We start from the raw sequence: 20,603 nt of genomic DNA, 5'->3' as shown, positions 1-20,603 counted from the left end.
CCGTCGGCCCGCTGACCCGCCGTCAACGGGCCGGACAGGCCCGGACAGACCAAGGGCCTGTCCGGACGCCCAGTTGTCTCCCGGGGGCGGGGGCGAGCACGTACCGTGAGGGCATGACGAGCGCGAACAGCGGTGCGGAGATGGTCGACTGGGATCTCGCGGTGGCGACCGCGGTGCGCCTGGCCCGGCCCGGGCCCCGGATCGGCCGGGAGGAGGCCCGTGCGGTGGTCTCCGAACTGCGCCGGCATGCCGTCGAGGCCGAGCGGCACGTGCGCGAGTTCACCCGGATGGGAACGGGCGAGGACACCCCCGGCACCCCCGTGCTGGTGGTCGACCGGCCCGGCTGGGTGCGGGCCAATGTGGCGGGTTTCCGTACCGTGGTCCGCCCGCTGACGGACCGGCTGGCGGCCCGCCGCCCGGAGGGCCCGGGCACGGCGGCGGTCGGCTCGGTGGGCGCCAAGGCCACCGGCGTGGAGGTCGGCGCGGTGCTGGCGTTCCTGTCGGCGAAGGTGCTCGGCCAGTACGAGACCTTCGCCCCCGCCGATCTGCCCACCGCCCCGGACAGCCCCGAGGGCCTGTTCGACCAGCCGCGCCGGGGCCTGGCGATGCCGCCCGGACGGCTGCTGCTGGTGGCGCCGAACATCGTCCAGGTGGAGCGCGAACTCGACGTCGACCCGCACGACTTCCGGCTCTGGGTGTGCCTGCACGAGGAGACCCACCGCACCCAGTTCACCGCGGTGCCCTGGCTGCGCGACCACATCCAGTCCGAGGTGCAGGAGTTCCTGGCGCAGACCGACGTCGACCCCTCGGCGCTGCTGGACCGGCTGCGCGAGGCGCTCGGCGGCCTGCCGGGCTTCGGCGGCCGCGGCAACGGCTCCACCGCGGGCAGCCTCGTCGACCTGGTGCAGACGCCCGCGCAGCGGGAGATCCTGGCCCGGCTGACCGCCGTGATGTCGCTGCTGGAGGGCCACGCCGACGTGGTGATGGACGGCGTCGGCCCGGCCGTGGTGCCCTCGGTGGCGGAGATCCGGGAGAAGTTCCAGCGCCGCCGCGACCGCGGCAGCGGCCGGCTCGACCTGGTGCTGCGCCGACTGCTCGGCATGGACGCCAAGCTGCGCCAGTACCAGGACGGCGCGGTGTTCGTCCGCGGCGTGGTGGAGCGGGCCGGGATGGACGGCTTCAACCGGGTGTGGACCTCGCCGAACACGCTGCCCACCAAGGATGAGATCCACGACCCGGCGTCCTGGGTGGCCCGGGTGGTCGGCTGAGGCGGATGCCCGGGAACGCCCGGTCGGGCGGCAGGTGCGGCCCGCGGTGGACGGTCAACCGGGCGAGTCGTACACCTGGCGGCAGACGTAACGTTTCTCCATTCACCCGTACGTGGGACCGTGGATCCGCCGTTGGCGCGGAGGGCGTGGGCGGTGGCCGGATTCTGCGACCATCTGTGAGCGCCTGGTGACAGAGAGCTGACAGGCGGCCGACGTACCCTCCCTCCGCCAAGGAGTGCCAACCATGGGCCCACACCCCGCTGTCGCGGCGATACGCCTCGCCGTCCGCCGTACCCTCGCTGAGCTCGCCGCCGAGGCGGGCGTCACCCCCGGAGAGCCGGTGCGCGCCGTCCGCACCGCGCCGCCGGCGCAGGCCGCCCCGCTGCCCGCGCTTGCCACCACCGCCACGGTGCCCGGCACGTTGATCGGTAATGCCCGCCGCCACCCCTCCGGCCTGCCCCGCACCCCGGCCGCCCCCGGCTCCCCGCTGGTGCTGGTCGCGGTCTCCGGCGGCGCCGACTCGATGGCCCTGGCCACCGCCACCGCCTTCGAGGCCCCCAAGCTCGGCCTGCGGGTCGGCGCCGTCACCGTCGACCACGGCCTGCAGGACGGCTCCGCGGAACGCGCCGAACAGGTCGCCGTCCGGCTGCGCGAACTGGGCCTGGACCCGGTGGAGGCGGTCGCGGTGCACGTCGGCCGCGAGGGCGGCCCGGAGAACGCCGCCCGGGAGGCCCGCTACGCCGCGCTGGACTCCGCCGCCGAACGCCACGGCGCGCTCGCCGTCCTGCTCGGCCACACCCGCGACGACCAGGCCGAGACGGTGCTGCTGGGCCTGGCCCGCGGCTCCGGCGCCCGTTCGCTGGCCGGGATGCCCGCACAGAAGGGCCGCTACCGCCGCCCGCTGCTGGAGCTCGACCGGGCCGCCACCCGGCAGGCCTGCTCCGCGCAGTCCATCCCGGTCTGGGACGACCCGCACAACGCCGACCCGGCCTACACCCGCTCCCGGGTCCGCCACGAGGTGCTGCCGGTCCTGGAGAAGCACCTCGGCGGCGGAGTGGTGGAGGCGCTTGCCCGCACCGCCCGGCTGTTCCGCGACGACGCGGACGCGCTGGACCAGTGGGCGGCCCTCGCCGAACGCGACCTGCGCGGCCCCGACGAGGCCCTCGACGTGGGCAAGCTCTCCGAACTGCCCCCCGCGGTGCGCCGTCGGGTGCTGCGTCGCGCGGCCCTGCGCGCGGGCTGCCCGGCCGGCGACCTGTTCGCCCGCCACCTGGAAACCGTGGACCTGCTGGTCACCGGCTGGCGCGGCCAGGGCCCCCTGCACCTACCCGGGGGCGTCGAAGCCGTGCGCCGGTGTGGCACGCTGGTGTTTCGGCGGCAGGGCGACTGAGCACGAACCAGTCGTACCGCCGCCGCCGAACCCAGACCCCGAACGTTTGAGGACGTATCCCCGGTGGACCAGAACGACATGGGCGCAGACCTCGCGAAGGTGCTCATCAGCAAGGACGAGATCGACGCCAAGCTGGTGGAGCTGGCCGCGCGGATCGACCAGGACTACGCCGGGAAGGACCTCCTGCTGGTCGGCGTCCTCAAGGGTGCCGTGATGGTGATGGCTGACCTGGCCCGGACCCTGCACAGCCAGGTGACCATGGACTGGATGGCGGTCTCCTCGTACGGCATGGGCACCAAGTCCTCGGGCGTGGTGCGCATCCTGAAGGACCTGGACACCGACATCGCCGGCCGCGACGTGCTGATCGTCGAGGACATCATCGACTCCGGCCTGACGCTGTCCTGGCTGCTCGGCAACCTCGGTTCCCGCGGCCCGGCCTCGCTGAAGGTGTGCACCCTGCTGCGCAAGCCGGACGCCGCCAAGGTGGAGATCGACGTCGAGTACGTCGGCTTCGACATCCCCAACGAGTTCGTGGTCGGCTACGGCCTGGACTACGCGGAGAAGCTGCGCAACCTGCCGTTCATCGGCACCCTGGCCCCGCACGTCTACGGGGGCTGAACCGTTCGGGCGATGGGTGGGAACAGTGCCTTGTTCCCGCCCGTTGTGCGGGGGTAGGAAAATAGGCTGCACCGTGGTGTGATCCCGTCGTGAGCGGGGGCCGCTGCGGTACGGTCCAATCAACCGCTCGTCTGACGAGCACATATCGGATGCGCCACGGCCCACGGCCGACCAGCGCCCGTTGAATGGCAGGAGGGACGGGGCGGTGACGCCCCGCATGGATGGACGTCAAGCGATACTTCCGTGCGCCGATCATGTGGGTCGTGCTGGCCGCCCTCGCCGTGTTCGCGTTGATGGAGCTCGTCTCGGACTCGAGCGGCTACAAGACTGCGGACACCGGTCAGATCATCAGCGCGATCGACAACAACCAGGTGAAGTCGGCGCAGCTCACCACCGGTGACTCGAACCTCATCAAGATCCAGCTGCAGGACAACCAGAAGCTGAAGCCGGGCGCCAACGGCAAGTCGCCGTCCGGCAGCCGCTTCCAGGCCTCCTACACCGGCGACGTTCAGGCCGCCGATCTGGCCAAGAACCTGCAGACCAAGTACGCCGGCGGGCAGATCCCGGACGGTTACACCGTCAGCCCCGAGAAGCAGTCGACCTTCGTCAGCCTGCTGTTCTCGATGCTGCCGATCGTGATCATCGTCGTGGTCTTCCTGTTCCTGATGAACCAGATGCAGGGCGGCGGCTCCCGGGTCATGCAGTTCGGCAAGTCCAAGGCCAAGCTGCTCACCAAGGACACCCCGAAGACCACCTTCGCGGACGTCGCGGGCGCCGACGAGGCCGTCGAGGAACTCCACGAGATCAAGGAGTTCCTGCAGGAGCCGGCCAAGTTCCAGGCGGTCGGCGCGAAGATCCCCAAGGGTGTGCTGCTGTACGGCCCGCCCGGTACCGGTAAGACCCTGCTGGCCCGCGCCGTCGCGGGTGAGGCGGGCGTCCCGTTCTACTCGATCTCCGGTTCGGACTTCGTCGAGATGTTCGTCGGTGTCGGCGCCAGCCGGGTCCGCGACCTCTTCGAGCAGGCCAAGGCCAACGCCCCGGCGATCATCTTCGTCGACGAGATCGACGCTGTCGGCCGGCACCGCGGTGCGGGTCTCGGCGGCGGTCACGACGAGCGCGAGCAGACCCTCAACCAGCTGCTGGTCGAGATGGACGGCTTCGACGTTAAGGGTGGCGTCATCCTGATCGCCGCCACCAACCGCCCCGACATCCTGGACCCGGCGCTGCTGCGCCCCGGCCGCTTCGACCGGCAGATCGCCGTCGACCGCCCGGACCTCCAGGGCCGGCTGGACATCCTCAAGGTGCACCAGAAGGGCAAGCCGATCGCGCCCGACGTCGACCTGTCGGCCGTCGCCAAGCGCACCCCCGGCTTCACCGGTGCCGACCTGTCGAACGTGCTGAACGAGGCGGCGCTGCTCACCGCGCGCTCCGACAAGAAGCTGATCGACAACCTAATGCTGGACGAGGCGATCGACCGCGTCGTGGCCGGTCCGCAGAAGCGCTCGCGGATCATGTCCGACAAGGAGAAGAAGATCACCGCGTACCACGAGGGCGGTCACGCCCTGGTCGCGGCGGCCTGCAACTACTCCGACCCGGTGCACAAGATCACCATCCTGTCCCGGGGCCGCGCGCTCGGCTACACCATGGTGCTGCCGGACGAGGACAAGTACTCGACCACCCGCAACGAGATGCTCGACCAGCTCGCCTACATGCTGGGCGGCCGGGCGGCGGAGGAACTGGTCTTCCACGACCCGACCACCGGCGCCTCGAACGACATCGAGAAGGCCACCGCCACCGCGCGGGCCATGGTCACCCAGTACGGCATGAGCGAGCGCCTGGGTGCGATCAAGTTCGGCACCTCCGACTCCGAGCCCTTCCTGGGCCGCGAGATGGCCCACCAGCGCGACTACTCCGAGGAGATCGCCGGGCTGGTGGACGAAGAGGTCAAGAAGCTGATCGAGACCGCGCACAACGAGGCCTGGGAGATCCTGGTCGAGAACCGCGACGTGCTCGACAACCTGGTCCTCGAGCTGCTGGAGAAGGAGACGCTGAACAAGGAGCAGATCGCCGAGGTCTTCGCTCCGGTCATCAAGCGTCCCCCGCGTCCGGCGTGGACCGGCTCGGCCCGCCGCACCCCGTCCACCCGGCCGCCGGTGCAGTCGCCGAAGGAGCTGGCGCTGAGCAACGGCGCCGTCTCCGGCAACGACAGCCCGGTCGACACCGTGAAGCTGCCGCCGGCCGACGGCGGCCAGGTCGAGAGCTGATCGACCGAGCACCTGTTCGGAATGGATGCCGCGTTTCCGGGGTTTGTACCCTGGAGGCGCGGCATTCGTGCTGCACGGACACTGTTTTCCCCTTTGACGAGCAGCGAGGCACGCATGATCGATCCGGTGACGCTCGACGGTGAGTTCCCCGTCCGCGAGTTCGACCAGAAGCGGGCCGAGAACGCCGTCCGCGAACTGCTCATCGCCGTCGGTGAGGACCCGGACCGGGAGGGCCTGCTGGAGACCCCCGCCCGGGTCGCGCGCGCCTACCGGGAGATATTCGCGGGCCTGTGGCAGCAGCCGGAGGACGTGCTCACCACCACCTTCGACCTCGGCCACGACGAGATGGTGCTGGTCAAGGACATCGAGGTGTACTCCACCTGCGAGCACCATCTGGTCCCGTTCCGCGGCGTCGCGCACGTCGGCTACATCCCCGCGGTCAGCGGCAAGATCACCGGCCTGTCCAAGCTGGCCCGGCTGGTCGACGTGTTCGCCCGCCGCCCCCAGGTGCAGGAGCGGCTCACCAGCCAGGTCGCGGACGCGCTGATGCGGATCCTGGAGCCGCGCGGCGCCATCGTGGTGATCGAGTGCGAGCACATGTGCATGTCGATGCGCGGCATCCGCAAGCCGGGCGCCACCACCGTCACCTCGGCGGTGCGCGGCCAGCTGCGCGACCCCGCGACCCGGGCCGAGGCGATGAGCCTCATCATCGGGCGATAGCGGCAGTACCGGGGAGGGACGCCCCCGTCAGGGCCGCGGTTCGCGGTCCTGCGGGGGTGCGAGGTGGTCGCTGAGCCACTCCAGGGTGGCCGGCAGTTCGCGGCGCCAGGTGTCGAAGGTGTGGCCGCCGTCCGGCAGCAGCAGCGAGTCGATCAGGAATTCCGGGTGGCCGTCGGCGGCCTGTTTCGCGGCGCTGAGGAACTTCTCGGTCGCCGGGTAGTCGTCCTCGGCGTGGGTGGAGACCACCAGCAGGGTCGAGGCCGGTGCGGGCAGGTTCTTCAGCCGCCAGTTCAGGTCGGCGTGCTTGGCGGCGTCCGCGTCGCCCCCGAACAGGTCGCCGTCGGTCCACCGGTCGTTCGGGACGACGTAGTCCGGGTGCATCCCGGCGGCGTTCCGGTACACGTCGGGGTGACGCATCGCCAGCCGCAGCGCGCAGGAGCCGCCGGTGGAGTAGCCGAACACGCCCCAGGACTCCGCCGTACGGCCCACCCGGTACGCGGAGCGCAGCGCGGCCGGCACGTCCTTGACGAACCAGGTCTCGGTCTTCGGGCCGCCCGCCACGTCCACGCACTCGGTGTCCCGCGGCGGGGCGACGGTGGGGCGGGCCATCACGATCACGGTGGGGGCCATCTGTCCGGTGCGCTGCAGTTCGGCGGCGGTCTGTGGCAGCTGGAGGTCCTCGACCAGGTGCAGCGTCGGGCCGGGGTAGCCGGCCAGCGCGACCAGCACCGGGAAGTGCTCGCGGTTGTAGCGAGGGTTGAAGTACTCGGGCGGCAGATAGACGAACATCTGATCCGACAGACCGGACTCGGTGCCGGTCAGCCGCACCGAGTCGACCCGGCCGACCTGCTCGGGCGGCCCGGCCGGCAGCACGTCCTTGACCGTCTCCAGACCGCCGTCGGTGGTCGGCTGCACCAGCTTGTCGCTCTCGGGGGCGGCGCCGGGGGAGCGCCCGGTGTTCAGGGCCAGCGGGGCGGCCTTGCCGGGGCGGAGCAGGTCGTCCCAGGAGGTGTAGAAGCCGTAGGCGTTGTTCACCGACAGGAGCAGCACCGACAGCGCCGCCACCTGAGTGACTGTCAGTAGCCCTAGTCGCCCCAGCACCGGAAGCGGCCGTTGCCGGGACAGTCGCGGCCACAGCCAGAGGGTGGCGATCAGGGCCGCCACACCCACCACGGTCAGCACGTACACCAGTGTCCGGCTGGTCAGCTCCATGCCGTCCGGCCCTCCTCGACTCCCGCTCGGTCAACGTTGTTTGACGGTCCGTCGGATGCGAGTGGGGGTAGTCTGACCGAGCGTCGGAAACCAGTACGACCGGATGACTGCACGAACGGGAACCGTCGCCCTAGAATGCGGCGTCCACGGGTTGGAATCGCGCCGAACCGCCGGGCCGGCGGCCACAGGTGCGGCATCGGTGGTACCCGCCGCGTCCCCCGGTCCGATGAGCGCAGCCGTTCGAACCGAGCCCCGGGCGGGCTCCTTCCTCCGCCCGGTGTACCCCTCTTGACGTGCGGATTGCCAGAAAAAGGAACAGTCATGAAGGTTCATCACAACCCGGCGCCCGGGGTGCGCGAGCAGCACCCGGGTGCCTCTAGGCTGGGTTCCCATGAGCGCTCCCGTGTCTGCTGAGACGACATCCGACCAGCCCCGCCGGCGGGGGCTGCAGGCGCTCCGGTCCCAAGCCTCCGCCGTACCGAGGCAGTGGCTGCCGGGTGTCGTCGGGTACGCCTGTCTGGCGATCGGCCTGATCGACATCACCTCCGCGGTCTTCCCCCGGTTCCGGGCCACCCGGATGCACACCTGGGCCGGTCAGCTGCCCGGCGGCACCACCACGCTCGCCGCCGCCGGCACCCTGATGGTCGGCATGGTGCTGGTGCTGCTCGCGCACGCGCTGCGCCGCCGCAAGCGGCGCGCCTGGCGCGCCGTGTGCGTGCTGCTGCCGATCGGTGCCGCGCTCCACATGCTGCGCTGGCACCAGTTCGTCCAGGCCGCGATCTCGCTGGCGCTGTTCGTGGTGATGCTGATCCACCAGCGCGAGTTCTACGCCAAGGCCGACCCGCGCACCCGCTGGCGCGCGGCGCTCAACTTCGTCGTGCTCGGCACCGTCTCGGTGCTGATCGGCATGGCGATCGTCTCCGTCCGGTGGAAGTACGAGATCGGCGACCCGTCGCTGTACCAGCGGCTGGAGCACGTCGGCTACGGCCTGTTCGGCTTCGAAGGCCCGATCCACTACACCAGCGAGCGGATCAGCGACCTGGTCGGTTACTCGCTCGGCGCGCTCGGCCTGGTCACCGCGCTCACCACCGCGTACCTGGCGCTGCGCCCCGAGAAGCCCGAACCCGAGCTCACCCCCGAGGACGAACTCAAGGTCCGCGAACTGCTCGCCCGGCACGGCAAGCGCGACTCGCTCGGCTACTTCGCGCTGCGCCGCGACAAGAGCGTGCTGTTCTCGCCCACCGGCAAGGCCGCGATCTCCTACCGGGTGGTCTCCGGCGTGATGCTCGCCTCCGGCGACCCGGTCGGCGACGTCGAGGCCTGGCCCGGCGCGATCAAGGTCTTCATGACCACCGCCCGCGAACACGCCTGGGTGCCCGCCGTCATGGGCTGCTCCGAGGTCGGCGGTGAGGTCTGGACCCGCGAGGCCGACCTGGACGCGCTCGAACTCGGCGACGAGGCCATCGTCGACACCTCCACCTTCTCGCTCTCCGGCCGCGCCATGCGCAACGTCCGCCAGATGGTCAAGCGGATCGAACGCAACGGCTACTCCTGCAAGGTCCGCCGGGTCGGCGACCTCACCCTGGAGGAGAAGCGCCAGATCGCTGACGCGGCCGCCCGCTGGCGCGGCACCGACACCGAACGCGGCTTCTCCATGGCGCTCGGCCGCTTCGGCGACGCCGGCGACGACGACTGCGTGGTCGTCACGGCGCACAAGGCCCCCGAGGAGGGGGAGAGCGCTTCCGGCGGCGACGACCTGAAGGCCGTGCTGCACTTCGTCCCGTGGGGCGACGACGGCATCTCGCTGGAACTGATGCGCCGCGACCGGGAGGCCGACCCCGGCCTCAACGAACTGCTGATCGTCGCCGCCCTCCAGGAGGTCGGCGCGATGGGCATCCGGCGGGTCTCGCTGAACTTCGCGATGTTCCGCTCGGCGCTCGCCCGCGGCGAGCGGATCGGCGCCGGGCCGGTGCTGCGGGCCTGGCGCGGGTTGCTGGTGTTCCTGTCGCGGTGGTTCCAGATCGAGTCGCTGTACAAGTTCAACGCGAAGTTCCAGCCGGTCTGGGAGCCCCGGTTCCTGGTCTACCAGCAGACCCGCGACCTCCCGCGGATCGGCTTCGCCGCGATGCAGGCGGAGGCGTTCATCACGCTCGGCATGCCGCGGTTCGGGCGCAAGCGGCAGCGGCAGGGGCTCATGCCGGAGGTTCCGGCGCAGCTGGGCAAGGCGGCGTAGCGGGCGCGGAGGGGTGCGAAAGCAGGGGCGCGGGGAACTGCGCGGGCAAGGAGTGAGCGCCGGCTAGGTCGCGATCAAGTGCAGGTCATTGTCCTGCGTCGCGATCTTGCGGTTGGGTGCCTTCCGCTGCGCGCAGTTCCCCGCGCCCCTGTTGGTGCACCCCCTGCCGTTTCCCCGCGCCTTGTTGGGGCGACCGATAATGGGTCGTATGAGCGAAAACCTCCCTGGCCTGCCCGTCCTGGACCGTTGTGCGGTGATGGGGGTGGTGAATGTCACGCCGGATTCGTTCTCGGACGGGGGGATGTGGCTGGATCCGGCGAAGGCGATCGCGCATGGGCTGGAGCTGGTGGCGCAGGGGGCTGACCTGGTGGACGTGGGTGGGGAGTCGACCCGGCCGGGGGCTCTGCGGGTGACGGAGGAGGAGGAGCTGCGCCGGGTGGTGCCGGTGGTGGCCGAGCTGGCCCGGGCGGGGGTGGTGGTGTCGGTGGACACCATGCGGGCGGGGGTGGCGCGGGCCGCGGTGGAGGCGGGGGCGAAGATCGTCAACGACGTGTCCGGAGGACTCGCGGACGCGGAGATGGCCCGGGTGGTCGCCGAGACCGGCGCGCCGTTCGTGGTGATGCACTGGCGCGGGCAGTCGGCGGACATGGACGCGTTGGCGGTGTACGAGGACGTGGTCGCGGACGTGGTGCGGGAGCTGACCGTCCGGGTGGAGGACCTGCTCGCGGCGGGGGTGAAGGAGGATCAGCTGATCCTGGACCCCGGCCTGGGGTTCGCCAAGACCAGTGCGCACAACTGGGCGCTGCTGGGCCGGCTGGACGCGCTGACGGCGCTGGGGCGGCCGGTGCTGGTCGCGGCTTCGCGCAAGCGCTTCCTGGGTACGCTGCTGGCCAACCCGGAAACCGGGGAGCTGCGCCCGGCGCGGCAGCGGGACGACGCCACGGCGGCGGTCTCGGTGCTGTCGGCGAAGGCGGGTGCCTGGGCGGTCCGGGTGCATGACGTGTCCGGCACGGCTGACGCCGTACGAGTCGTCGCGGCCTGGGAGCAGGCGGAGCAGAGGGGGTAGGCGTGGCGGAGGCAGTGAGCGGCAACGACCGGGCAGCGGCGCTGGAACCGGACGAGGAAGCCGTGCTGGCGGCCAATCAGACGCTGTACGAGGCCCTGGAGAACGGGGACTTGGACGCCGTCGAGTCGATCTGGCTGGGGCCGGGCGAGGCGGACGACAAGGGCGGGGTGTTCTGCGTGCACCCGGGCTGGCCGATGCTGGTCGGCCGGGCCCAGGTGACGCGTTCGTACATGCTGATCATGGCGAACACCGAGTACATCCAGTTCTTCCTGACGGATGTGGAGGTGGACGTGCAGGGAGATGTGGCGCTCGTCACCTGCACGGAGAACATTCTGTCCGGCGGGGAGCCCGAGGAGGAGGGCGAACTGGGGCCGCTGGTCGGCGGGAAGGTCGTGTCGACGAACCTGTTCCGGCGTACTTCGGACGGCTGGAAGCTGTGGTCGCACCACGGTTCGCCGGTTCTCACCAGCGGCGACGACGAGGACGACGAGGAGGAGTGAGGGCCGTCCGTCAAGGGCCGCGGTGGCCGGTCCGATCGGGTGGGCAGCCGGGGAGGCGGTCCGGGGCGGTCAGCACTCGAAGGTAGATTCGAGGGGCGGCGGGCGACGGTGCCCGCCGGTCCCCGCCGCGGCGGGGCCGTCAGCTGGGAGCAGTGATTCTTTTGCTGGACCGCGTCACTCTGCGTGGGCTCCGTGCCCGCGGCCATCACGGCGTGTTCGAACGGGAGCGGATCGAGGGACAGACCTTCGTCGTCGATCTGACGCTGTTCCTGGACACCCGTCCGGCCGCCGCGAGTGACGATCTGACCCGCACCGCGCACTACGGCGTGATCGCGGAGGAGGTCACCGCGGCGATCGCGGGCGACCCGGTCGACCTGATCGAGACGCTGGCCCAGCGGATCGCCGACCAGTGCCTGCGGCACGAGGTGGTCGAGGAGGTCGAGGTCGTCGTGCACAAGCCCGACGCCCCGATCACCGTCCCGTTCGACGACGTCACCATCACGATCCGCCGGAGCCGCGCTTGATGGCGTCCGGTGGAGCCCGAGTGGAGGGAACTCCCATGGCCACCACAGACCCGACCGCCACGCGGACCACGTTCGACCTGCAGGGCAAGGTGGACCGCGTGGAGTCCACCCTGCACGAGTCGCGGACCGCCGCGGTCGCGCTCGGCAGCAACCTGGGCAACCGTCTGGAGACCCTGCAGGGCGCGGTCGACGCGCTGGAGGACACCCCCGGTGTCCGGGTGACCGCGCTGTCCGCGGTGTACGAGACGGACGCCGTGGGCGGGCCCGCCGGCCAGCCCAACTACTTCAACGCCGTCGCGGTGCTGCGCACCTCGCTGCCGCCGCGGGACCTGCTGGAGCGGGCCAACGCCGTGGAGGACGCGTTCGGCCGGGAACGCACCGTCCGCTGGGGTTCCCGCACCCTGGACGTCGACATCCTCACCTACGAGGGCGTGCTCAGCGACGACCCGCAGCTGACCCTGCCGCACCCGCGCGCCCACGAGCGGGCGTTCGTGCTGGCGCCGTGGCAGGACGCCGACCCGCAGGCCGAGGTGCCCGGGCACGGGCCGGTCGCGGAGCTGCTGGCGGCCCTCGGCGGGGCCGAGGGCCAGGGCGTGCGGCTGCGCGCCGACCTGCAGCTGCGACTGCCGGAGTGAGCGGCCCGGGAACTTCCGGCGGGGTGCGGGCGTAGCTCCCTGCGGGTGCGGCCCGGCCGGTACGGTGGGCTGGTCGCCGTGACCCGCCGGACCTCCGGGCCGTGAAGAGGCCGGGACGAACCACTGGGAAGGAAGCCCGTCCGCGTGAAGCCGCTCCGTCTCCGCCTGCTGCTCGGCATCACCGCCATCACGGGGCTGCTGTCCTGGGGCGGCGCCCGGCTGTGGGACTCGCTGGGCACACTGCCCGGGGTACCCGCGTACGCGCCGTTCGTGCTGGCGGCGATCGCCGTGGTGCTGCTGGCCGTGGCGATCTCGCTGCGGTCGCGGCTGAAGGCGATCCGGGAGCGGCAGCCGGGTGCGAAGCGGGTCGATCCGCTGCACGCGGCGCGGGCGCTGGTGCTGGGGCAGGCCAGTGCGCTGGTGTCGGCGGTGGTGACCGGGGTGTACGCGGGCGTCGGGGTGTTCCTGCTCGGCTCGCTGGAGGTCGCCGCCCGCCGGGCGCAGGCCGCGACGGCGCTGTTCTCGGTGCTGGCCGGCGCGGCGGTGATCGCGGTGGCGCTGTGGCTGCAGCACATCTGCAAGCTTCCCGAGGACCACGACGACCCGGACCACCCGCGCGGCACGGCCGCGTCCTCGCGCTGATCTCCCCGCCGGATCCGGTCGCGCTGCGTGGTGGGACGTACGCGGCCCGTGTTTCTGTCGGCGTGTCAAGGGCGGAATGGGGGCCGAGGCTGACAGCGCCTCGATTCGCACGCTAGTTTCTAGCCATGTCTCGCGGACGCCACCGTCATTCCTCCGTCCTTGGCCGGTCGCTGCCACCGGTCGCCTCCGGTGTGCTCGTGGTCGCGGCGGTGGCCGCGCTGGTGGCCAGTCCGGATCAGATCGTGGCCCGCTCGGTCGGGGTCGCCGCGGTGGTCGCGGTGGTCGGCCTGGCGCTGGTGCTGCGGCAGCGCGACCGGGCCGCCCGGAACGCCGCCGAGGTGGCCATGGTGCGCCGGCTGCGCGCCGAGGAGAGCTACGAGGAGCAGATCGCCGAGGCCGAGTACGCGGCCGAGGTCGCCGAGGAGCGGGCCACCCGTTTCGGGCGGCGCCTGACCGCGGAGAAGTCCCGGCTGGCGAAGGCGGAGACCGAGATCGCCCGGCTGCTGCGCGAGCGCGCGGTGCTGGTCGCCGAGCAGGCGCTGAAGGAGGCCGAGGCGGCCCGCCGGGCGCTCGAGGCGACCCGGCCCAAGAACCCGGCCACCCCGGCCGCGTTCGTCCGCGCACAGGCCGCGCTGCGGCACCTGGAGCGGCAGGCCGTGACGGCCGAGGCGCGTCGCGCGGTCGACGAGCGGGCCCAGGTCGAGCTGCGGCCGCGGATGCCCGAGCCGGTGCCGGCCACCGGTTCGGCGGCGCTGCGCCCGGTCGGCCCGGCGCTGCCCGCCCCGCGCCCGCAGGACGTCGAGCAGGCGGCCCCGGCGGCCCCGCAGCGGCCGCGGGCGGCGGCGTTCAGCTTCTTCGGCCGGCCGGGCGCCGCCCGGGCCGCGCTGCGGGCGGCCGCGCCGGCCCCGGCGGTCGGCGACCTGGCGGACGTGGTGGGCGACGAGGCGATGGCCGACAGCGAGCGCTACGCGGTGCTGGACGCCGCGCCGGTGGACGCCGCGCAGCCCGCGCACCGCGCGGTCGAGCAGCCGCCGAGCCACCAGCACGCGGAGTCCGACACCGAGCCCGTCGAGGTGGTCGACCTGACCGTGCACGACGAGACCGAGGTGCTGGAGCTGCCCGAGCTGCGGGCCGGCCGCCCCTGACGACGCGAAAGGGCCCCCGCTCCGGACGGAGCGGGGGCCCTTTTCACGTGCCGGCGGCTGCTCAGACGTTGACGCCGAAGTCCTGGGCGATGCCGGCCAGGCCGGAGGCGTAGCCCTGGCCGATGGCGCGGAACTTCCACTCGGCGCCGTTGCGGTACAGCTCGCCGAAGACCATGGCGGTCTCGGTGGCGGCGTCCTCGGAGAGGTCGTAGCGGGCGATCTCGGCGCCGCCGGCCTGGTTGAGCACCCGGATGTAGGCGTTGCGGACCTGGCCGAAGCTCTGGCCGCGGGTGTTGCCGTCGTAGATCGACACCGGGAAGGCGATCCGGGTGACGTCGGCGGGCAGCGCGGCCAGGTTGACGTTGATCGACTCGTCGTCGCCCGCGCCTTCGCCGGTGCGGTTGTCGCCGGTGTGCACGACGGTGCTGTCCGGGGTGCTGGTGTTGTTGAAGAAGACGAAGTGGCGGTCGGAGTAGACCCGGCCCTCGCCGTTCAGCACGATCGCGCTGGCGTCCAGGTCGAACTCGGTGCCGGTGGTGGTGCGCACGTCCCAGCCGAGGCCGACGGTGACCGCGGTCAGGCCGGGGGCTTCCTTGGTCAGCGAGACGTTGCCACCCTTGGAGAGGCTCACGGGCATGGTCTGTGGTGTCCCTTCGGTCGGTTTTGACCGGAGAACGTGGGACGGGCGGCCGTTGGTTCCACCGCTCCGTGGACGGACGGATTTCTCCCCCGATCGGCCGCCCGGCGCCGGGTCAGATGCGCGGGTACCGGCCCTGCACGGTCCAGATGTTCGGATTGTCGGCCAGGTCCTCGTGCAGCTCGAACAGGTCGGCCAGCACGTCCTGCAGGAAGTCCCGGGCCTCCCGGCGCAGTTCGGCGTGCCGGACCACCAGCGGCTCGTCGTCCGGCCGCCAGGTGGCGGTGATCTCCACCCAGCCGAACCGGCGGGCGAAGCGCAGCAGTTCGGTGTTCTGGGTGAAGTCCAGGTCCTCGGTGCGCACCCGGGCCTCCCGGCTGCCGCGCGGGTCCTCGTCCAGGCGCTCGACGATGTCGCACAGCGCCCAGGCGAAGTCCAGCACCGGCACCCAGCTCCAGCGGGTCTCCACGCCGGCGCCGTCGTCGGTCTCCAGGTAGACGTCCCCGGCGAACAGGTCGTGCCGCAGCGCGCGGACCGGCGCGGTGCGGTAGTCGGTCTGCGGGGGGTCGGGGAAGCGGTTGGACAGGGAGTAGCCGAGCTCGATCACGCCCGCCATTGTGCCGGGTTAATCGGGTGACGGCCGCCGGGCCCGGGCGGGATGATGGCGGTATGACTGAGCCCGTGCGCGTACGGGGTTCGGTGGTCGTCCCCGACGCCGAGCTCGTCTGGCGCTTCTCCCGTTCCTCCGGCCCCGGCGGCCAGCACGTCAACACCTCGGACAGCAAGGTCGAGCTGCGCTGGGACCTGGCGGCCTCCGACGCGCTGCCGCAGGTGTGGAAGGACCGCGCCCTGGAGCGGCTGGCCTCCCGGCTGGTCGACGGGGTGCTGGTGGTGCGCGCCTCCGAGCACCGCTCGCAGTGGCGCAACCGCGAGATCGCGGCCGCCCGGCTGGCCTCGCTGCTCGGCGAGGCCACCGCGCCGCCGCCGAAGGCCCGGCGGGCCACCAAGCCGAGCCGGGGCATGGTCGAGCGGCGGCTGGAGAACAAGCGGCACCGCGCCACGCTGAAGCAGGGGCGGGGCCGGATCAAGCCGGAGTGACGGCCGGGGCCTGCCCCCGTCAGCCCAGGTGGCGGTAGCCGGCCCGGAAGTACACCAGCGGCTTCGCGGCCGGGGCGGGCACCCGCGCGGCCAGCACGCGGCCGAGCACCAGGGTGTGGTCGCCGGCCGGGATGCGCCGCTCGGTGCGGCACTCGACGGTGGCGAGCGCGCCGTCGATCAGCGGGGCGCCGGAGTGCGGGCCGCGCTGCCAGGCGGCGTCGGCGAACAGCAGGCGGTCGCTGAGCCGGCCCTTCATGGCGAACCGGGAGGCCAGCGTGCGGTGCTCCTCGCCGAGCAGCGACACCGCCCAGGTCTCGGCCCGGGTGAGCAGGTCGTCCATCCGGGAGTCCTCGCGCACCGAGATCAGCACCAGCGGTGGCTCCAGCGACACCGACAGGAACGAGGTGGCGGTCATGCCCGCGTCCTCGTCCTCCTCGGGGTCGTGCACGGTCACCAGCGAGACGCCGGCCGCCAGTTGGCCGAGGGCGGCGCGGAACTCCTCGGGAGTGGCGCCGGCATCCGCGACGGGGGCGGTGGGGGAGGTGGGGGACTGGGGGGAGCTGTACACGTACCGCACGGTAGTCGCCGGGCGGTCGTGCCGGTATCGGGCCCTGGTCGTAGGTCGGCTCGGTCGCTGGGCCGAGCGCACGGGAGGCGCGTCGCCGGAAGTCGCCTGGCGGGCGTCCTGTCGTTCCCTGCCGTTTCCGAATACGATCATCACTTCATCATTATGTGATTTGAGTCACACTGACAGCCTATTGCTGACCGAGCGTGCCTATCGGAGTGCTCGCTGTGATTCAGTTCTTCTGGCAATCGGACGACAACCTTTCAAGACCATCCGAAGCAGCCGGGGAGCCCCCGCATGGAAGCCGAGTCGGAGCCCTACGTCCGCCTCGCGACCCTCCGCACCTTGCACCGGGTCGTGGCGGACCTCAACGCTGCCCGGAGCCTGGCGGGGACCCTGCAGGCGGTCGTCGAGGGAGCGGTCCACGGGCTCGGATTCGACGCCGCCGCGGTCAGCCTGGTGCGGCCCGACGGCGACCTGGTGATCGCCGCCGTCTGGGAGATCGAGGAGAGCACCTTCGGCGGCCCCGCCGTCCTGCTCGGCCAGGTCGGCTCCCGCGAGTCCTGGGACCGGATGCTCCAGGTCGCCGACCACTGGGGCACCCTGCGCTTCATCCCGCACGACCGCGGCTGGGCCATCGGCACCGACATCCCCACCTGGACCGGCGACGGCCCGATGCCCGTCTACGACAACGACTGGCACCCCGCCGACGTGCTGCTCGCCCCCATGTACAGCGCCGGCGGCGACCTGCTCGGCATCCTCTCGGTGGACCGCCCGCGCAGCGGCAAACGCCCCGGCGCGTGGACCCGCGAAGCGCTGGAGATGTTCTCCCTCCAGGCCTCCATAGCCATCGGCAACGCCCGGCTGCGGGCCGAGATGCAGCGCGCCCTGGCCCGGCTGGAGAAGGAGCAGCAGGCCCTGCGGGCCAGCGAGGAATCCTTCCGGCAGGCCTTCGAGTACGCCCCCAGCGGCATGGCCATCACCGAACTGCACGGCGACGGCACCGGCCAGCTCACCCGCGTCAACGACGCCCTGTGCCGCCTGCTCGGCCGCCCCCGGGCCACCCTGCGCCAGCAGCGCTTCGTCGACCTGGTCCACCCCGACGACCTGGAGCTGCTGCTGCGCACCAGCGCCGAGGGCGGCCGGGCCGAACTGCGGCTGTCCCGGCGCGACGGCGGTTACCAGTGGGTGTGCCTGCGCAACTCGGTGGTCGCCGACGCCACCGAGGGGCCCAGCTTCCTGCTCACCCACGTCGAGGACATCGAGGAGCGCAAGCGGCACGAGCTCCAGCTCGCCCACCGGGCCAGCCACGACGCCCTCACCGGCCTGCCCAACGGCGCCGAGCTGCGGGCCCGGCTGGCCCGCCGGCTCTGTTCCCGCCCCCCGCTGCCCGCCCCCGGCCCGCACGGACAGGCACTGTCGCCCGGCCACGGCCTCCTGGACGGCCCGCAGGTGCCCGTGGCCCCCGTCCCCCTCGCGCACGGCTACGCGCCGCCCGACGGCGCCCTGGACCGCGCCCGGGAGGCCTTCGCGGCCGGCGTGGCGTTCCACGAGGACGCCGCCACCGCCCACCACGTGCACGCCGTCGTCCCCGCCGACCCGCCCGGCGGCGAACTCTGGCACGGCCACCGCCGCCCCGGCCCCGACAAGGGGCTCGCCGTCCTCTACTGCGACCTCGACGGCTTCAAGCTGGTCAACGACCGCTACGGCCACAACGCCGGCGACGCCGTGCTGATCGAGATCGCCCGCCGGCTCCAGCAGGTCGTCCGGGAGGGCGACACGGTGGCCCGGATGAGCGGCGACGAGTTCGTGGTGCTGGCCGACGCCATCGGCCGCGAGGAGGCCAAGGAGCTCGCCGGGCGGCTGCGCAGCGCCATCCTGCCGCCGATGCGGATCGACAACCGGGCCGTCCGGGTCGGCGTCAGCCTCGGCATCGGCTGGGCCGGCTGCGGCATGAGCATCGACGAGGTCCTGCACTCCGCGGACGAGCGGATGTACGACGAGAAGCGCACCCGCGGCGGCGCGGCCCGCGGCTCGCGCGGCGAGCGCTCGCACCGCCGGGCGGGCTGAACCGCTTACACCGTGTTCGAGCACGGCAGGTAGGGTGCCCTGGGTACGAGAGCATCCAGTCCTGGGGAGTTGACCGTGACGACGGCCGGCAGCAACGACGGCGCGGACGAGGACGACCCGTTCGCGTACCTCTACCGCCCCGCCGAGGGCGAGGAGCCCGCGCCCGAGCGGCCCCGGACCGGCTACAGCCGCCCGATGGAGGTCGGCCGCGCCAACTACGGCGAGCGCCCCGTCCACCCGCAGGCCCCGCCGTCCCCCGGTTACCCGCAGGCCGCCCCCGGGCAGGAGACCACCGCGCTGCCGCCGCAGCAGTCCCGGTACGCCGAGCGCTCCCGGCCCCGGCCCGGCGAGGACCGGCCGGCCGGCCGCGGCAAGGCCGCCGTGATCGGCGCCGTCGCGGTGGTCGCCGCGATCGCCATCGGCGCGGGCGTCGCGCTGTCCACCGGCGACCCGGACGGCGGCAAGAGCCAGGCCGGCGGCGCCACGCACAGCCCGTCCGCCCCGGCCGAGCCCACCTCGTCGGCGCCGCCGTCCAGCGCGGCGCCCAGCCCGAGCACGCTCTCCGGCGGTACGGACGTCGCCGACGCCGCCGGCATGAAGCTCAGCGGAGGCAGCACGGCCGCGAACCAGGTGGCGGGCGCGAAGGCGGCCGGCGGCAAGTACGTCGACGGCCTCGGCGCGGTCGGCGCGTCGGTCTCCTGGGACGTCGACATGCCCGCCGCCGGACAGTTCCAGATCTGGCTGCGCTTCAACAACAGCGGCCAGAACGCCACCGCGACGGTCGCGGTCGACGGCCAGCCCACCTACACCCCTATAAAGCTGAACAACTACAGCCCCGGCCTGCCGCCGGACAGCTCCTGGTACTCGTCCTGGGTCAGCGGAACGGTCGCCCAGCCCGGCCACCACACCATCTCGGTGTCCTGCCAGGCCGGCAACCAGTGCGGCTTCCTGCTCGACCAGATCGCCGTCACCCCGAACGGGACCTCCAAGCCCCAGGGCTGGTGATCCGGCCCGACCATGGGCCGGCCGCGGCCCGGGCCTCCGGGTAGGTCCGGGCCGCAGCGGGTGTCGTCAGGCCGAGGTGTGGACCACCCGGGCCAGTTGTTCGACGGTGCGGGTCATCGCGTCGCGGGCGGCGGTGAGGTACTTGCGGGGGTCGGTGACGGTGGGGTGGGCCGTCAGGTGTTCGCGGACGGCGGCGGTGTAGGACAGGTTGAGCGCCGTGCCGATGTTGATCTTCACCATGCCGGCCGCGACCGCCGCCGTGAGCTGCCCGTCGGGGACGCCGGAGCTGCCGTGCAGGACCAGCGGGACGGGGACGGCGGCGGCCAGCTCGCGGATCAGGGCGAGGTCGAGGTCGGCGGTGCGCGAGGTCATCGCGTGCGAGGAGCCGACGGCGACGGCCAGTGCGTCCACGGCGGTGTCGGCGACGTAGCGGGCGGCCTCCGCCGGGTCGGTGCGGGCGCCGGGGGCGTGCGCGGACAGCGGCGGTTCGCCGTCCTTGCCGCCGACCTTGCCGAGTTCGGCCTCCAGGTGCAGGCCGTGGCGGTGCGCCCAGGCGGCGGCCTCGGCGGTGGCCTTGACGTTCTCGTCGTGCGGCAGCGCGGAGGCGTCGAACATCGCCGAGGAGAAGCCGGCGGCGGGGGCTGCGCGCAGCAGGTCGAAGTCCTCGCAGTGGTCGAGGTGCAGCGAGACGGGGACGCGGGCGGCGGCGGCGATCTCCGCGCAGGCCCGGGCGATCGGCAGCAGGCGGCCGGCGCGGTAGGCGATTGCGTTCTGGCTGAGCTGGAGCACGACGGGCGTGCCTGCGGCTTCGGCGCCGGCGGCGATCGCCTCGGCGTGCTCCAGGGTGATCACGTTGAAGGCGGGCAGTCCGCGCCGGTCGGCGGCGGCGGAGGCGAGCAGGTCGGAGGTAGGGGCGAGCGGCAAGGGGGTCTCCCGGGTGGGGTGAGCAACGAGGCGCAGGTTCCGCTGCTCACCCTCCCCGTGGCGGGAGCGACCGGGGGCGAACCCCAG

General features: G+C 72.6%; 20 protein-coding genes. 15 read left to right on the top strand and 5 right to left on the bottom strand.

All coding sequences use genetic code 11. The annotated features are described in order from the left end of the window. The first annotated feature begins 113 nt into the window (after positions 1-113). The 5 genes from ACFYS8_RS10810 (at position 114) to folE (ending at position 6,260) form a co-directional block, all read left to right on the top strand. Positions 114-1,268, top strand: coding sequence for a zinc-dependent metalloprotease (locus ACFYS8_RS10810; RefSeq protein WP_387638710.1), 1,155 nt, complete (start codon positions 114-116; stop codon positions 1,266-1,268). A gap of 244 nt (positions 1,269-1,512) precedes the next feature. Beyond that, complete coding sequence (gene tilS / locus ACFYS8_RS10805; RefSeq protein ID WP_387638708.1) at positions 1,513-2,658, top strand: tRNA lysidine(34) synthetase TilS; 1,146 nt, start codon at positions 1,513-1,515, stop codon at positions 2,656-2,658. A gap of 63 nt (positions 2,659-2,721) precedes the next feature. Continuing rightward, the gene (gene hpt, locus ACFYS8_RS10800) at positions 2,722-3,276 is read left to right on the top strand and encodes a hypoxanthine phosphoribosyltransferase (protein ID WP_043915585.1); all 555 of its coding nucleotides are present in this window, start codon (positions 2,722-2,724) and stop codon (positions 3,274-3,276) included. Between the two features lie 221 nt (positions 3,277-3,497). Beyond that, positions 3,498-5,540: an ATP-dependent zinc metalloprotease FtsH gene (gene ftsH, locus ACFYS8_RS10795; protein WP_387638706.1), complete on the top strand. Its 2,043-nt coding sequence runs from the start codon at positions 3,498-3,500 to the stop codon at positions 5,538-5,540. 114 nt (positions 5,541-5,654) lie between these two features. After that, positions 5,655-6,260, top strand: a complete 606-nt coding sequence (gene folE, locus ACFYS8_RS10790) for a GTP cyclohydrolase I FolE (RefSeq protein ID WP_387638704.1) — start codon at positions 5,655-5,657, stop codon at positions 6,258-6,260. Between the two features lie 27 nt (positions 6,261-6,287). Here folE and ACFYS8_RS10785 read toward each other — a convergent pair whose 3' ends face one another. Then, entirely contained in the window at positions 6,288-7,472 is a 1,185-nt protein-coding gene (locus ACFYS8_RS10785; RefSeq protein ID WP_387638702.1) for an alpha/beta hydrolase, read from the bottom strand. 391 nt (positions 7,473-7,863) lie between these two features. Between ACFYS8_RS10785 and ACFYS8_RS10780 the strand changes: the two genes are divergently transcribed. From ACFYS8_RS10780 to ACFYS8_RS10750, 7 genes are all read left to right on the top strand, one after another. Then, on the top strand, positions 7,864-9,705 hold the full coding sequence (locus ACFYS8_RS10780) for a phosphatidylglycerol lysyltransferase domain-containing protein (RefSeq protein ID WP_387638700.1): 1,842 nt from the start codon (positions 7,864-7,866) through the stop codon (positions 9,703-9,705). A 199-nt stretch (positions 9,706-9,904) separates the two neighbouring features. Further along, positions 9,905-10,771 carry a dihydropteroate synthase gene (gene folP / locus ACFYS8_RS10775; RefSeq protein ID WP_387638697.1) on the top strand — a complete coding sequence of 289 codons (867 nt, stop codon included), beginning with the start codon at positions 9,905-9,907 and terminating at the stop codon, positions 10,769-10,771. Positions 10,772-10,773: 2 nt separating this feature from the next. Beyond that, positions 10,774-11,271: a nuclear transport factor 2 family protein gene (locus ACFYS8_RS10770; protein WP_387638694.1), complete on the top strand. Its 498-nt coding sequence runs from the start codon at positions 10,774-10,776 to the stop codon at positions 11,269-11,271. 164 nt (positions 11,272-11,435) lie between these two features. After that, the gene (gene folB, locus ACFYS8_RS10765) at positions 11,436-11,795 is read left to right on the top strand and encodes a dihydroneopterin aldolase (protein ID WP_387638908.1); all 360 of its coding nucleotides are present in this window, start codon (positions 11,436-11,438) and stop codon (positions 11,793-11,795) included. Positions 11,796-11,830: 35 nt separating this feature from the next. Beyond that, positions 11,831-12,430: a 2-amino-4-hydroxy-6-hydroxymethyldihydropteridine diphosphokinase gene (folK, locus tag ACFYS8_RS10760; protein WP_387638692.1), complete on the top strand. Its 600-nt coding sequence runs from the start codon at positions 11,831-11,833 to the stop codon at positions 12,428-12,430. A 144-nt stretch (positions 12,431-12,574) separates the two neighbouring features. Beyond that, positions 12,575-13,072: a DUF3180 domain-containing protein gene (locus tag ACFYS8_RS10755; protein ID WP_387638690.1), complete on the top strand. Its 498-nt coding sequence runs from the start codon at positions 12,575-12,577 to the stop codon at positions 13,070-13,072. Positions 13,073-13,197: 125 nt separating this feature from the next. After that, positions 13,198-14,217, top strand: a complete 1,020-nt coding sequence (locus ACFYS8_RS10750; protein WP_387638687.1) for a hypothetical protein — start codon at positions 13,198-13,200, stop codon at positions 14,215-14,217. A 61-nt stretch (positions 14,218-14,278) separates the two neighbouring features. Here ACFYS8_RS10750 and ACFYS8_RS10745 read toward each other — a convergent pair whose 3' ends face one another. Next, a complete protein-coding gene (locus tag ACFYS8_RS10745) occupies positions 14,279-14,854 on the bottom strand; it encodes a TerD family protein (RefSeq protein ID WP_387638684.1) in 576 nt (191 codons plus the stop codon). 115 nt (positions 14,855-14,969) lie between these two features. Next, positions 14,970-15,461, bottom strand: a complete 492-nt coding sequence (locus ACFYS8_RS10740) for a hypothetical protein (RefSeq protein ID WP_387638682.1) — start codon at positions 15,459-15,461, stop codon at positions 14,970-14,972. A 62-nt stretch (positions 15,462-15,523) separates the two neighbouring features. Between ACFYS8_RS10740 and arfB the strand changes: the two genes are divergently transcribed. Continuing rightward, positions 15,524-15,952 (top strand): alternative ribosome rescue aminoacyl-tRNA hydrolase ArfB, encoded by a 429-nt coding sequence (arfB, locus tag ACFYS8_RS10735; protein WP_387638680.1) that lies wholly within the window; start codon positions 15,524-15,526, stop codon positions 15,950-15,952. A gap of 19 nt (positions 15,953-15,971) precedes the next feature. Here the strand turns inward: arfB and ACFYS8_RS10730 are convergent, their stop codons facing one another. Next, complete coding sequence (locus ACFYS8_RS10730; RefSeq protein WP_387638677.1) at positions 15,972-16,520, bottom strand: flavin reductase family protein; 549 nt, start codon at positions 16,518-16,520, stop codon at positions 15,972-15,974. Between the two features lie 294 nt (positions 16,521-16,814). Between ACFYS8_RS10730 and ACFYS8_RS10725 the strand changes: the two genes are divergently transcribed. Then, positions 16,815-18,587 carry a diguanylate cyclase domain-containing protein gene (locus ACFYS8_RS10725; protein WP_387638674.1) on the top strand — a complete coding sequence of 591 codons (1,773 nt, stop codon included), beginning with the start codon at positions 16,815-16,817 and terminating at the stop codon, positions 18,585-18,587. A 75-nt stretch (positions 18,588-18,662) separates the two neighbouring features. Further along, entirely contained in the window at positions 18,663-19,592 is a 930-nt protein-coding gene (locus tag ACFYS8_RS10720) for a hypothetical protein (protein ID WP_387638671.1), read from the top strand. A gap of 66 nt (positions 19,593-19,658) precedes the next feature. On the opposite strand, the gene ACFYS8_RS10715 is transcribed toward ACFYS8_RS10720, so the two are convergent. Then, the gene (locus ACFYS8_RS10715; RefSeq protein ID WP_387638669.1) at positions 19,659-20,516 is read right to left on the bottom strand and encodes a ketose-bisphosphate aldolase; all 858 of its coding nucleotides are present in this window, start codon (positions 20,514-20,516) and stop codon (positions 19,659-19,661) included. Positions 20,517-20,603 lie beyond the last annotated feature (87 nt).

The sequence above is a fragment of the Kitasatospora sp. NPDC004615 genome, from assembly GCF_042873545.1.
In the GTDB taxonomy this organism is placed as follows: domain Bacteria; phylum Actinomycetota; class Actinomycetes; order Streptomycetales; family Streptomycetaceae; genus Kitasatospora.
The sequence above is the reverse complement of the archived record's forward strand: the minus strand, read 5'-3'. Positions and strand labels throughout refer to the sequence as shown.

Coding starts and splice junctions, on each gene's coding strand:
- ACFYS8_RS10810 (WP_387638710.1), top strand. CDS start 114: ATGACGAGCGCGAACAGCGGTGCGGAGATGGTCGACTGGGATCTCGCG.
- tilS (WP_387638708.1), top strand. CDS start 1,513: ATGGGCCCACACCCCGCTGTCGCGGCGATACGCCTCGCCGTCCGCCGT.
- ftsH (WP_387638706.1), top strand. CDS start 3,498: ATGGACGTCAAGCGATACTTCCGTGCGCCGATCATGTGGGTCGTGCTG.
- folE (WP_387638704.1), top strand. CDS start 5,655: ATGATCGATCCGGTGACGCTCGACGGTGAGTTCCCCGTCCGCGAGTTC.
- ACFYS8_RS10785 (WP_387638702.1), bottom strand. CDS start 7,472: ATGGAGCTGACCAGCCGGACACTGGTGTACGTGCTGACCGTGGTGGGT.
- ACFYS8_RS10780 (WP_387638700.1), top strand. CDS start 7,864: ATGAGCGCTCCCGTGTCTGCTGAGACGACATCCGACCAGCCCCGCCGG.
- folP (WP_387638697.1), top strand. CDS start 9,905: ATGGGTCGTATGAGCGAAAACCTCCCTGGCCTGCCCGTCCTGGACCGT.
- folK (WP_387638692.1), top strand. CDS start 11,831: ATGGCCACCACAGACCCGACCGCCACGCGGACCACGTTCGACCTGCAG.
- ACFYS8_RS10750 (WP_387638687.1), top strand. CDS start 13,198: ATGTCTCGCGGACGCCACCGTCATTCCTCCGTCCTTGGCCGGTCGCTG.
- ACFYS8_RS10745 (WP_387638684.1), bottom strand. CDS start 14,854: ATGCCCGTGAGCCTCTCCAAGGGTGGCAACGTCTCGCTGACCAAGGAA.
- arfB (WP_387638680.1), top strand. CDS start 15,524: ATGACTGAGCCCGTGCGCGTACGGGGTTCGGTGGTCGTCCCCGACGCC.
- ACFYS8_RS10725 (WP_387638674.1), top strand. CDS start 16,815: ATGGAAGCCGAGTCGGAGCCCTACGTCCGCCTCGCGACCCTCCGCACC.